This is a genomic window from Actinomyces sp. oral taxon 448 str. F0400 (genome assembly GCF_000220835.1).
GTDB lineage: Bacteria > Actinomycetota > Actinomycetes > Actinomycetales > Actinomycetaceae > Actinomyces.
The window spans coordinates 553071-564819 of sequence record NZ_GL985606.1 but is presented as its reverse complement, the minus strand read 5'-3'; the positions used below and the strand labels follow the sequence as shown (position 1 = coordinate 564819).

The window sequence follows — 11749 nt, the reverse complement described above, 5'->3', positions numbered from 1 at the left end:
CGCGCTGCGCCGACGGACCGCCGCGGCTCCCGGCTCCCGCCGCGGCGCCGGGAGCCTCCCAGCGTGTAGAAGACGATGAGGAGCAAGTATGTGGTCACGCTCAGCCAGGCGCTGACCATGCTCACGGCCGCGGCGATCGCGTAGAGGATCGGCCCCATGGCGAAGCGCCGCGTCATGGCCCGCACAACGGCGTCGGGTACCCCGGGCCTCAAGCAGCCCCTGTCCCTGATGGCCGCCTGCCACAGGCCGTTGAAGAAGAAGCCGCCGAACATCATGACCAGGCCGTAGAAGACGGCGCCGGCCCGCGCCTCCCCACCGGTCTTGAGGGCGCGGGTGAGCACGGTGGTGGCGAAGGGGAGGAAGGCGACGTCCAGCAGAAGCAGCAGATTCCAGACGAGGACCCACTGATCGACATACCGAATCCGCTGGAAGATGGCGTGATGATTGAGCCACACCTGCCCGATCAGCAGGAAGCTGAGCACGAAGCCCACGTAGCTTGGCCACAGCGAGGACAGCCCGTCGAGCAGGCTCAGGTCCTCCGGAAGCCTGATCTCCAGGCTCAGCAGCGTGATGGCGATCGCGATGACGCCGTCGCTGAAGGCCTCCAACCGCCCCGGCGACATGCGAGCGGCCTCGTCATCCGTCTCCTCCACCATGGGCCCCTCGTCAACGCCGTCAGCGCTGCCCGCCCTATCGGCACCGCCACCATCGCCGACACCGCTGTCGCTGTCACGCCTCTTGTCATTCCGGCCACCAGGCATGCCGTTCACGCCCCCCCTCGACGTCGTCGCCACGGTTCACCACGGGCGGCCCCATCCGATCCCGCTCGATACTCACGGCGCTCACCGCCGCCCGGGGATGATCCTGGCCCGGACCACGGGACTCGTGCAAGCGCTCCCCGCCCGCGGTCCTCGCTCCCTCGCGGTGAGGGACGGCTGCCCGAGGCCCCGCCCCGAGGAGGGCCGACTGCCCAAGACCCGGATCACGGCCACAGTCACGACCGGCTTCTCATGCCCCGCGCAGGCCGACGACGTCGCCACCGGTCCTCCCCGCGGAGGCGGCCAGCATCGGCCAGCGCCGGGGAGCTCACGCGGGCCCTCGACGGCGCTGACGCCGTCGCCGTGGCCCTGGCCGGCCGGAGTGCACGACGCCGTCCACGGCGGGACCTCTTCGACGCCGACCGCCGCATCTTCCAGAGCTTCGGCACGGGCCTGCTCACCCAGCCCAGCGGACTCGGTTCGCGCGGCCGGGACGATCAGTCGGCGGACTTGGCCAGCTCACCGGCACGGGCGAGCACGGCGTCGAGCATGTCCTCGGTGAGCCGACCGGTGAAGGTGTTCTGCTGACTGGGGTGGTAGCTGGCCAGCAGCGTGATCGCCCGGCCGTCGGGGCGCGTGAGGGCGGCCTCGGCGCCGTGAGCGAAGCGCGGTTTGGGCCGGGGCACAGTCCAGCCTGCCTGACGTACGACCCGCAGGGCGGTGTCCCAGGCGATCCCACCGAGCGCCAACAGCACGCGCACGTGCGTCATGAGCTCCAGCTCACGGGCGATCCACGGCAAGCAGGTGGTTTTCTCAGTCGTGGTCGGTTTGTTGGCGGGCGGCGCGCAGCGCACCGCGGCGCCCATGCGCAGGTCGATCGGCTCAGTGCCGTCGCCGGCCGCCTGGGAGGTGCCGCGGGTGGCCAGGCCGGCGCGGTGGAAGGCGGCCCACAGCCAGTCCCCGGAGCGGTCGCCGGTGAACATCCGGCCGGTGCGATTGGCGCCGTTGGCGGCGGGTGCCAGGCCGACGACGTAGATGCGCGCGTCCGCCGGTCCGATGCTGGGCACTGGCCGCCCCCAGTAGGGCTCGTGGACGAAGGAGGCGCGACGCCCGGTGGTGGCGACCTCCTCGCGCCAGGCGACCAGGCGCGGGCAGGCCCGGCACACCGATATGCGGGCGTCGAGGGTCGCCGGGTCGGCCGTGGTGCCGGCCAGGCGAGCGACGCCGTCGGCCGAGCGGGCCACTGGGGTGCGGGCGTCGGCCGGGTCGCCGGGCCAGCCGGTTCCCGGCGGGACCGGGGAGTCGAAAGGTCGTCCGGTCAGAGGGTGCGGGTCCGTCACGGTCCCATTGTCGCGCACCGGGGGCCGTGCTCCCGGGTCCGATCGTCTTCCGCGAGCTGGCCGGCGGGTCCGGGCGTACGGGCGTTGAGGCCCGCCGACCATGCGGTACTGCCGGCGGATAAGAGCCGCCTCGGGCCCTAGTTCCAGCGCATGAACCGTGCGCTGAGCCAGAACAAAAGGATACCTGCAGCAGCGGTGAGCCCACAGCCGCGCAGACAGTCACTCAGGGGCGCCACACCAGTCAAAGGCCAGCGGATCGCATCCAGGAGGTAGGTCAGCGGAAGGAACTCTGAGACCGTCTGAACCCAATTCGGCAGAGCCTCCAGGGGCATCACGGCTCCGGAGACGACGCCCATAGGCATAACAATGAGTGAGATAATAAATGATACGGCAGAAATCGTGGGAACGACCTGCCCGATGAGAACTCCGAGCGAGTAGAACAGTAGTGTTCCAAGAAATACTGGGATCACCGATAGGGCCGCCCACACAGAAAGCGTCATCCCAACCATCGGCGTCACACTCACCACGGCGATGAGAATCGTCTGAATCCAGGCCGAGACGGTCGCGACTGTTAGGGAACAAGCGAGGATCTGATACGCGCTCATGGGTGCGCAACGCAGGACGCGCACCACACCCTTCTCCCTCCACTCAGCGATATTCATGGCGCCGGCGAACAGTCCGATAAAGGCGATGCCGAAACCCATGACATTAGGTCCGATGAGATCAACGATCGCGTGTGCCATCCCTGTCGCCACCGATGCTCCACCACACCGCCGATCGGCTGCGCTCGGGCCTGCGTGCGCGCCGGGGGCTGGGTGCCCTCGTGGCCATCAGCCTGTGCTTCTCCACCGTTCCGGCGCTGTTCCAGAGGTTCGAGCCGGGTGACGCCGTGGGGTTGTTCGCTCCCTGGGCGCTGCTGCTCGTCCCCCGTTTCCCGTGGACGGCCACAGCAGCGCTGGCACCAAGCGTGGTCTGCAGCATCGGCATCACTGGCACTCCAGGCGGGGGAACAGCGATCGCCGCGTGGTTCGCCCTGTTCGTCCTCCTGCGAGCACACCGCCGGCCGCAGGCTCTCGCCATCGCGGCGGCCACCGTCGCCGGGGACCTCCTGGCCTGGCGCTTGGGCCACGACATGGTGCCGTTCCTTCTGGGTCAGGCTGTGCGGTTGGGCATCTGCTTCTGTGTTGCTGTTGTTGTGCGTAGTGCTGATGCGAGTTCGGATCATGAAGATCACCGAGAGAACGCGGGTTCTCCTGCTGACAACCTTCGATGACGACTCCTTCCTCGACGGCGGGATCGCGGCCGGAGCCTCCGGCTTCCTCCTCAAAACAACTCGTCCGGCGGAGATCGCAGAAGCGATTCGCACCATTCACGCCGGCGGCAAGGTCCTCTCCCCCGGACCGACCAGCCGCGTCCTGGACCGATACCTCCAAGGGCAGTCCCCCACCGCCGGCTCCATCGCGGACCTGGACCTGTCCGACCGCGAGCAGCAGGTGCTCCGCCTCCTGTGCCAGGCCCGCACGAACCACCAGATCGCACGCCAGATGAACGTTGCGGAGACCACCGTGAAAACCCACGTCTCCTCCATCATGCGGAAGTTGGACGTCGGCAGCCGTCTTGAGATCGTCGTCGAGGCGCACAAAAGGGGAGTCGGAGGCTGACGACCCGCTCAATTCCTCGCAGTCTCCCAACGGAAGGCTTTGATAGCCAGGGGGACGACTACAACTGCGGACACGATGAGGATCACGAAGTCCAGAAGAGTCCCGTGCCTCTGCTGGCCTCCGGAGATCCAGAACAGCAGGTCCCCGAAGTAAGTCGTGGGGAGAAAGTCGAGCACACGCTTGATCGAGTCGGAGAGGAGCTCTTGGGGGAATGCGACTCCCGACGCGAACAGGAAGAACAGTCCGGTAAAGGTGGCGATATTGGTGGCGGTCTGCCCGGAATCGATGAGCGAGCCGATGAGGTAGCCCAGGCCGAGGAATAGGACAGAGGAGGGCAGGGCGACGAGGACAACGCGCCACACGGCGCCCGCCTCAGCAGAATCCAGTGCCACCCCCGCAGCGACAACTAGGATGCTGAGCACGACCGCAAGGACGACTCGAACGGCCAGGTGGGTCACGATGAAACGGCTGCGCGAGACCGGGGTGGTGCCCAGAATGCGCAGGGTGCCGTGCTGCCGGTACTCGGCGATCGGGCCGGAGGTCAGGGTCATGCACGTCCCGGTGAGACCCAGGCACAGCGCAAACGGGACCACGAGCGTCGAGAAATCGGGCCCCGAACCCTCCACGGAGGAGCTGAGGATCTTATTCAGGCCCAGGAATATTCCGGCCATGAGGAAGGGGAAGATGAGGACGAAGTAGAAGTTCGCCCGATTACGGGACATCTCCCGCCAGTGGGTGAGGATGAGGGGCCGGGTGCTGCGGTGCGCGCCGGCGATCGCGATGGTGCTCATGGTCAGTCTCCCGAGGGTGTCGTGGTGGCGGCGGTCAGTTCGGTGCCGGTGGCCGCCAGGTAGGCGTCGCCCAGCGTGGGGCGCCGAATGCCGAGATCGTGGCATCCGGCGGTGCGGGACAGGAGGGCGAGCGCCTCATCGGTCCGCGCCGTGTTGAGGGTGGCGGAGCGGTCCGGGTTGACCGTGAGGTCTCCGAGGGACTTCAGCCGGGCGGCGTTGTCGTCGGACAGATCCCCGGACAGGCGGAAGACGACTGCCGGTCCTCCGGCGAAGGAGGAGATCAGTTCCTCGGGGGTTCCGGAGCTGACGCACCGGCCGCGGTCCACGATGAAGACGAAGTCCGCCAGCGCGGTGGCCTCCTCCATGGAGTGCGTGGACAGGACGATCGTGGTGCCGTGGTCCCTCCAGCTGGACAGGACCGACCACAGCCGTTCCCGGGCCCGCGGATCCAGGCCGGTGGAGGGCTCGTCGAGAATGAGCAGCTCGGGGTCGGAGACCATCGCCAGGGCGACGTTGAGGCGTTGGAGTGTGCCCCCCGAGAGCTTCGTCACCTGGCGCTTGACGAACTTCGTGAGTTCGAGGGAGTCGAGGATCTCGCCGGCGGGGCGGGGGTGGTCGTAGAAGGAGGACCACAGGTCCAGGAGCTCGCCGACGCGCAGGTACTCGAAGATCTTGGCCTCCTGCGGCTGAATGGCGACGCGGCGGCTGAGCTCGTCCCGTGCCGTGCGCGGGTCGAGGCCCAGGGTGCGCACGGTGCCCGAGTCGGGGGTGCGCAGGCCAACCGTCATCTCCAGGGAGGTGCTCTTCCCGGCGCCGTTGGGGCCGAGGAAGGCGTGGATCTTGTGCTGCTCGGCGGTGAGGGTCATGCCCGCGAGGGCGTCGATGGTCCCTCCGGGTGTGTCGTAGCGCTTGCGGACGTCCCGCAGCTCAAGAGCGGGGCTCTGGTCGGTCATGGTGGGTGTCTCCTCGAGCGGTGGTTGATGGCGAACAGGTAGGCGGCCAGGCACTCCTCGGGCGGGTTGAGCCCGATTCTATTGATGTGCACATGTACCAGGTCGAGCGGGAATTCCGGTGCGGCCGAGGCCGCGTGCACTGCCAGGGTCTCGTTGGTGAGCAGCACCAGTTCGGCCCCGAGCATGTCGTCCGCGCCGACGCCGCCGACGCCCTCGGGGAACGCCGAGCTCAGGACGACCAGCCCCTGCCCGAGGCGGGGCCCGGGGAGTGGATCCCCCGCGGAGAATCGCCGAGTGCCGAGTATCGTCTCCCAGCACGGGCGGTGGCGCCGCCGGCTTCCGCTCAGCGGCGCCCGTAGGGGTCGATGACCAGCCGCATGCCCTTGGGTTCGCGCACCAATCCGGCCCCTCCCAGCAGTTCGGCGACCGTCCGGTCGACGGCGGGGATCCCGTTGAGGGTCTCCACACGGCGCGGCCCGGCGCCCGCCGCCTCCTGCTCCGCCGCCCGCCGCTGCGCCACGACGAGAACCTCCAGCGCCGTCTCCAGCTCATCGCGCTCATCCGTGTACGACACGAGCGCGCGCAGGTTCTGCCCAGCGTAGAGCACGGGCCGCCCGTCGAGCAGGACGACGCCGGTCCCCTGTCGCCGCATCGGGGTGCGCGATACGTCCCCCGCCCGGAAATCGGGGGGCAGCGCCGGCGCCGGCCAGGGCACGCCGCGGCCCACCAGGCAGGCGGGATCCGTAAGGTCGACGACGACGGCTCGGCCCGCTGAATCCGCCCGGGCCCCGGCGCCGTCGGCCCCATCTCCCGCGCCGTCCCGCCCATCGAAGGAGCGCAGCGCCTCGACGGTCTCCCGCTCGGCGAACTGGAGCGGGCCGAGTCCCTCGACGAAGCCCCCGCGCAGCAGCGCCCCGGTGTCCTCCATCCGGCGCAGCAGCGGCATGAGCGGCCCGATCCCGCCGGGCAGCCCGGCCGCGAGCGCGAAATCCGGTGTGATGACGCCGTAGCGGTCCAGGAGGGATTCAACGCTCGCCAGGGCCGCCCGAGCGTCGTCAACCCGCGCCTCCTGCAGCCGGTGCCAGGCCGGCCCCACCACGAGGGCGGCGGGGCCGGAGCCGGTCGGGCCACTCCCGGCCGCCGGCGCCCGCGAGCCGAGGAGGCCCGTGTAGCGACCACGACCGCGGCGGCTGCGCACCCGCCTGCGCGGCGGCCCGGCCGGACTCGGACTCAAGGCGCGTCGCACCGGTCCGAAGGAGGATGCGGTGGCCAGGCCGCGCCCGGCCAGGCTCCAGACCTCGGCGGCGTGCTGCGCGTCGGCGCTGAGGGGCTCGCCCATCCCGGGCGCCAGCGGGGAGTCGGACGGATGCAGGGCGATCTCGGCGGGCGGTTCGGCGGCCCGGCTCGATGCCGACGCCGGGGCGGTCCCCGGGTCCGGCGCGGCCCGTTCTCCTCCGGACCGTTCTTCGGGCGTGGTCGACCGCGAGCGCGCTCCTTCGCCCCGGTCGGACCCCTCCCGCGGGGTGCGCGAGCGCGCCTGCCAGATGATGTCGCCAGCGGCGACGAGCTCGTCGAGCATGGCGGGACGGTAGTCGGCGACGCGCGCCGGAAGGACCGTCCTCTCCCAGGCGGCTGCGGGCAGCCAGGCTCCCTCTAAGGATGCGACGGCGTCGGCGAGCGCGTCGATGCCGCCGCGCGGCTCGGCGACGCCGGCGCGGGCCAGGACGAGTCGCTGGAGAGCGTGCGGGCTCACGGGCCGGGTGGCCCGCCGCGCCCGGGCCAGAGAGCGGCTGCGCACGCGCCGCAGGACGTCGGGAGCCATCCACCGCCCGTCGGCTCGACCACCGCCCGCCCCGTCACCCGTATCGGCGCCGCCGAGTCGCACGAGGGCGCCGTCGGCTCCCAGGCGGGCGAGAGCCTCACCGGCCGCGTCCGGCTCGAGGCCGAAGGCGTCGGCGACGCTGCGGGCGCTCACCCCGGCGCGGGTGCGCGCATGACGCAGGACGAGGTCGTCCAGCGGGCCGCGCCCGACCGGACGGCGTGCGGCGGATTCCCGCTGCCGGACCCAGTGCGGGACGTCGACGCCCAGGGCCGCGCGGAGCAACGGAGCGTCCTCGGCGCGCGCCCAGTACTCGTGCCCGCCGATCCGCACCGGCAGGGCCCGCCGGGCGCGTTCCAGCTCGGCGAGCGCGTCGCGGACGGCAGCGGCAGCGGGCGCACCAACCGCTTCCGCATCCCCGCCCGCGCTCTCCCCGACTCGGCACCGCGCAGCCAGCCCGCCGAGGGTCAGCGGCCCGAGCTCGCGCAGCAGGTCCGCGATCCCCTCGGCGTCGGGGCGCGCTCGGCGCTCGGGGGCGAGCCGTTGCAGCTCGGCGTCGACGCGCGCCAGGACCTCCTCGTCCAGCAGATCGGCCACGCCGTCGTCACCGATCAGGGCGGCGACGGCGTCGGGATCCAGGGACAGCAGCCGGGCGCGACGCTCGGCGTGAGGCAGATCCTCCTGGTAGAGCAGGGCGCCCGTGTAGCCGAACAGGAGCGGGTGGGCGAAGGGCGAGGGCGCCGGGGTGGTCACGTCGATGATCCGCACCCTCCCGGCGGCGATCCGCTCCATGAGGCGGGCCAGGGCGGGCAGGTCGTAGACGTCCTGAAGGCACTCGCGGGCCGCCTCCACCAGAACGGGGAAGTCGGGGAACCGTCGGGCCGCCTCGAGGAGCTGGCCGGATTTGATGCGCTGGAGCCACAGGGGCGTGCGCCGGCCGGGAACGGCCGCCGGCATGAGCAGGGAGCGGGCGGCGCACTCGCGGAAGCGGGCGGCGAACAGGGCGGTCCCGTCGATGCGCGAACGCACGAACCGGGTCAGCTCCTCGGCGTCGAAGACGACAAGCTCGGCCCCGAGCGGGCCGGCGGCGCCGAACGGACCGCGGGAGCCGGCCCCGCCGACGGCCTCCTCCCGCACGGCCGGCACCTGGAGGACGATGCCGTCGTCGGCGGCGACGACCTGCGGGGCGAGGCCGAGCAGCCGGCGCACGCGCTCGCGGATCGCCATGGCCCACGGCTCGTGGACGCGCCGTCCGTAAGGGCTGTGGAGGATGATCCGCCAGCTGCCGCCCTCGTCCTTATACCGCTCCAGCACGAGAGCGGTGTCGCTGGGGACGACGCCGGTGACGGCCCGCTGTTCGTGCAGCAGGGCGATGAGGTTGGACCGGGCGGCGTCGTCCAGGCCGGCGGCGGCGAGGCGGTCCAGGAGGGCGGGCCTCGCGCCGACGTCGGCCGAGGCCGCCCGGCCGGCCGTCTCAGCGGGGTCGGCCGTCTCAGGGCCGGCGCCGTCAACCGCCTCATCACTGGCCGCAGCGGGTCCGCCGGTGACAGTCCGGGACGCCCGGGCCCCGCCGTCCGGGGCGCCGTCCGGCCCCGGCCCATCCGGCAGTCCTGCAGCGGCCTCGCGCAGGAAGGCGCCCCTGGCGGCGCCGGTGGCGGCGGGGCGCCCGGGCCCGTCCCCCCTCCAGAAGGGCAGGCGGGAGCTGCGGCCGGGGGCGGGGTCGACGACGACGCGGTCGGCGCCGATCTCCCGCACCCGCCAGCCCGTGGTGCCCAGCGTGACGATGTCGCCGACGGCGGTTTCGTTGACCATCTCCTCGTCGAGCTCGCCGATGCGCCGCCGCCCGCCGTCTCGGGCGCCCTCGGGCAGGACGACGGGGAACATGCCGCGGTCGGGGATGGTGCCCGAAGCGGTGACGGCCAGGCGCTGGGCGCCGGGCCGGGCGGTGAGCACGCCGGTGCCAGGATCGCGCACGAGGCGCGGGGCGAAGTCGCTCAGGTCCGCGCAGGCGTAGGCGCCGGTGAGCATCTCCAGGACGGAGTCGAAGGCCGGGCGCGGCAGGCCGGCGTAGGGGGCGGCGCGTCGGACGGTGGCGTACCAGGCGTCGGGGTCCAGGTCCTCGACGACGGCGGCGGCGACGGTCTGCTGAGCCAGAACGTCCAGGGCGTTGGTCACGAGCACGGTGCGCTCAATGTCGCCGGCGCGCATGCCCTCAGCGGTGACGGCGGCGTCGATGAGCTGAGTGCGCTCGACGGGGTAGATGATGCCGTGCGGCCGCCCGCCGACGCGGTGGTCGGCCCGGCCCACCCGCTGCATGCCGGAGGCGACCGACGGCGGGGGCGCGATCTGGAGGACGAGGTCGATGGCGCCCATGTCGATGCCCAGCTCGAGGGAGGCGGTGGCGACCACGCAGCGCAGCCGACCGGACTTGAGCTCGCGCTCGATGGCGAGGCGCTGCTCCTTGGACACCGAGCCGTGGTGGGCCTTGGCGATGACGGGGGCGCTCCCGGGCAGGGGCAAGGCGTACGCGGTCTCGCCCATCTCCCAGGATTCGCGGACTCGGGCGGGTTCGGGCCCGCTCCCGGCAGCCGATCCGCTCCCGGCGTCGGGAGCGGTCGACCCGGCGCCCGCGCGCAGGGCCCAGGCCTCGTTGAGGTGCGCGGTCAGTCTCTCGCAGGCGCCGCGGGAGTTGACGAAGACGAGCGTCGTGCGGTGAGCGACCACCTGGTCGAGGACCGCCTCCTCGATGTGCGGCCAGATGGAGGCCGTCCGCCGGGCGCCGTCGCCCGTGCGCCCGATGCGGGCGGCGGAAAGCGGGGACCCCGGTCCGCCCACCCGGTCGGCCGGGCCCGATCCCGCGGCGCCGTCCGTCCCGTCCGCCCCGGCCGCGTCGCCCGGGTCCGATCCCCGCGACGCATCCCCCACCCCGACGTCGCCGGGCGCGGGATCGCCAGCGCCGGCTGTATCGGCCAGGGCGCGGCGCAGAGAGCGGTCCGACCTCCAGGCGCCCCGCCCGTCCCCGCGACCCGGACGGCCCCCGCGCGCAGGCCCCAGCGCCGCAGCCCGACCGGCTCGCCCTGTCCGCCCGGCCCGCTCCATGCGGGTGCGCCGGTCGGCGGTGGCGGGCACGCGAGCCATGTCGGCCACGGGGGCGATTACGCTCACCTCCGGCGTCGTCGAGGAATCGGCTGCGATGACGGACACGGGGCGGCCCCCGCCCAGGAAGCGGGCGATCTCCTCGCGCGGGGCGACGGTAGCGGACAGGCCGATGCGCTGAGCGGGACGCTCCAGGAGGTCATCGAGCCGCTCCAGACTCAGCGCCAGGTGGGTGCCGCGCTTGCTGGCGGCGAAGGAGTGGATCTCGTCGACGATGACGGTCTGGACGCCGCGCAGGGTCTCGCGCACAGCGGACGTGAGCATGAGGTAGAGGGATTCGGGCGTCGTGATGAGGATGTCGGGCGGGCGGGTGCGCAGACGGCGGCGCTCGGCGGCGGGCGTGTCCCCGCTGCGCACGCCGACGGTGACCGGCGCGGCGCTGGCGCCGAGGCCGGCGGCGGTGATGGCGGACAGCGGCCGGCGCAGGTTGCGCTCGACGTCGGCGCCCAGGGCCTTGAGCGGGGAGATGTACAGCACGCGCACGCCGCGCCGTCTCGCCCGTGCGGGTCCGGTCGCGTCATGTCCGGGCGCGGCGTCCTGGATGAGCCGGTCGATGGCGGACAGGAAAGCGGCCAGCGTCTTGCCCGATCCGGTGGGCGCGATGACCAGCGCGTTCTCGCCGCGACCGATGACCGCCCAGGTGCGCTCCTGGACCGGCGTCGGGCCGCTCGGGAAGGCGGAGCCGAACCAGGTCCGGGTCGCGGAGGCGAAGGCGTCCAGGGCCCTCGCAGCTGCGGTCGGTTTAAGGGTCATGCATCCAGTATGGCGGGGGCAGTAGACACGAACCGCGGGCGCGACAGCTCGGGACGCTCCGGCGTCACCGTCGGCCGGCAATGCGACGCCTTCACCATCCTGACCATCACCGCCGGCACTACGGGCACCGGCCCGCGCCAGTACGAATGCGCGAATGAAGGGGATCCGTCGGGGCGGGAGTCGGGCAATCGGCTCCGGCCGGGCCCGTCTCCAACGGATCCCGCAGAAACTGGCCGCGCCCGAGATCGAGAGGTCGAGGCGCGATCCCGATGGAACGCATGAGTCGCATGAGGCGCGCGGGACCAAGCCTGGGCGACGCGTGTCCAAATCTGCCACAAAGAAGCCGCGAAGCGGCATCAGCGATGGGACGAGACCCGGAATTTCAACGATTGTCGTCTTCCGGTACAGCGCAGTCCGGCCCTTTGTGGCAGATTTGGACACCGAGCGGTCGGAACGGGCGTCCTCGGGAGAGGAGCGACCCGGCATCAGCCGTCATCCGGCCCCCGAGGCACCCGCTC

At 72.1% G+C, this 11749-nt stretch carries 9 protein-coding genes; 2 read left to right on the top strand and 7 right to left on the bottom strand.

The genetic code is table 11. The annotated features are described in order from the left end of the window. From HMPREF9062_RS02440 to HMPREF9062_RS02430, 3 genes are all read right to left on the bottom strand, one after another. A partial coding sequence (locus HMPREF9062_RS02440) for a TMEM175 family protein (protein WP_009748427.1) occupies positions 1–656 on the bottom strand: 656 nt, incomplete at its 3' end. 599 nt (positions 657–1255) lie between these two features. Continuing rightward, a complete protein-coding gene (locus HMPREF9062_RS02435) occupies positions 1256–2098 on the bottom strand; it encodes a uracil-DNA glycosylase (protein ID WP_034254562.1) in 843 nt (280 codons plus the stop codon). Between the two features lie 137 nt (positions 2099–2235). Beyond that, positions 2236–2841, bottom strand: a complete 606-nt coding sequence (locus HMPREF9062_RS02430; protein WP_009748425.1) for an ABC transporter permease — start codon at positions 2839–2841, stop codon at positions 2236–2238. Here HMPREF9062_RS02430 and HMPREF9062_RS12790 point away from each other — a divergent pair. Continuing rightward, positions 2835–3371: a hypothetical protein gene (locus HMPREF9062_RS12790; RefSeq protein WP_156789934.1), complete on the top strand. Its 537-nt coding sequence runs from the start codon at positions 2835–2837 to the stop codon at positions 3369–3371. The two genes, HMPREF9062_RS02430 and HMPREF9062_RS12790, sit on opposite strands and share 7 nt — an antisense overlap. Beyond that, entirely contained in the window at positions 3322–3759 is a 438-nt protein-coding gene (locus HMPREF9062_RS02425; protein WP_050795242.1) for a LuxR C-terminal-related transcriptional regulator, read from the top strand. The genes HMPREF9062_RS12790 and HMPREF9062_RS02425 overlap by 50 nt, the downstream gene beginning before the upstream one ends. 8 nt (positions 3760–3767) lie before the next feature. On the opposite strand, the gene HMPREF9062_RS02420 is transcribed toward HMPREF9062_RS02425, so the two are convergent. The 4 genes from HMPREF9062_RS02420 to HMPREF9062_RS02405 form a co-directional block, all read right to left on the bottom strand. Beyond that, on the bottom strand, positions 3768–4550 hold the full coding sequence (locus tag HMPREF9062_RS02420; RefSeq protein ID WP_009748422.1) for an ABC transporter permease: 783 nt from the start codon (positions 4548–4550) through the stop codon (positions 3768–3770). A gap of 2 nt (positions 4551–4552) precedes the next feature. Beyond that, entirely contained in the window at positions 4553–5503 is a 951-nt protein-coding gene (locus HMPREF9062_RS02415; RefSeq protein WP_009748421.1) for an ABC transporter ATP-binding protein, read from the bottom strand. Further along, complete coding sequence (locus tag HMPREF9062_RS02410) at positions 5500–5688, bottom strand: hypothetical protein (protein ID WP_009748420.1); 189 nt, start codon at positions 5686–5688, stop codon at positions 5500–5502. Before HMPREF9062_RS02410 ends, HMPREF9062_RS02415 begins: the two co-directional genes overlap by 4 nt. Before the next feature lie 158 nt (positions 5689–5846). Then, a complete protein-coding gene (locus tag HMPREF9062_RS02405; RefSeq protein WP_009748419.1) occupies positions 5847–11231 on the bottom strand; it encodes a DEAD/DEAH box helicase in 5385 nt (1794 codons plus the stop codon). Between the last annotated feature and the right edge of the window lie 518 nt (positions 11232–11749).

What these genes read in the sequence shown, in the direction of transcription:
- HMPREF9062_RS02430 (WP_009748425.1), bottom strand. Translation starts at nt 2,841, where the DNA reads ATGGCACACGCGATCGTTGATCTCATCGGACCTAATGTCATGGGTTTC.
- HMPREF9062_RS02425 (WP_050795242.1), top strand. Translation starts at nt 3,322, where the DNA reads ATGAAGATCACCGAGAGAACGCGGGTTCTCCTGCTGACAACCTTCGAT.
- HMPREF9062_RS02420 (WP_009748422.1), bottom strand. Translation starts at nt 4,550, where the DNA reads ATGAGCACCATCGCGATCGCCGGCGCGCACCGCAGCACCCGGCCCCTC.
- HMPREF9062_RS02415 (WP_009748421.1), bottom strand. Translation starts at nt 5,503, where the DNA reads ATGACCGACCAGAGCCCCGCTCTTGAGCTGCGGGACGTCCGCAAGCGC.
- HMPREF9062_RS02410 (WP_009748420.1), bottom strand. Translation starts at nt 5,688, where the DNA reads ATGCTCGGGGCCGAACTGGTGCTGCTCACCAACGAGACCCTGGCAGTG.
- HMPREF9062_RS02405 (WP_009748419.1), bottom strand. Translation starts at nt 11,231, where the DNA reads ATGACCCTTAAACCGACCGCAGCTGCGAGGGCCCTGGACGCCTTCGCC.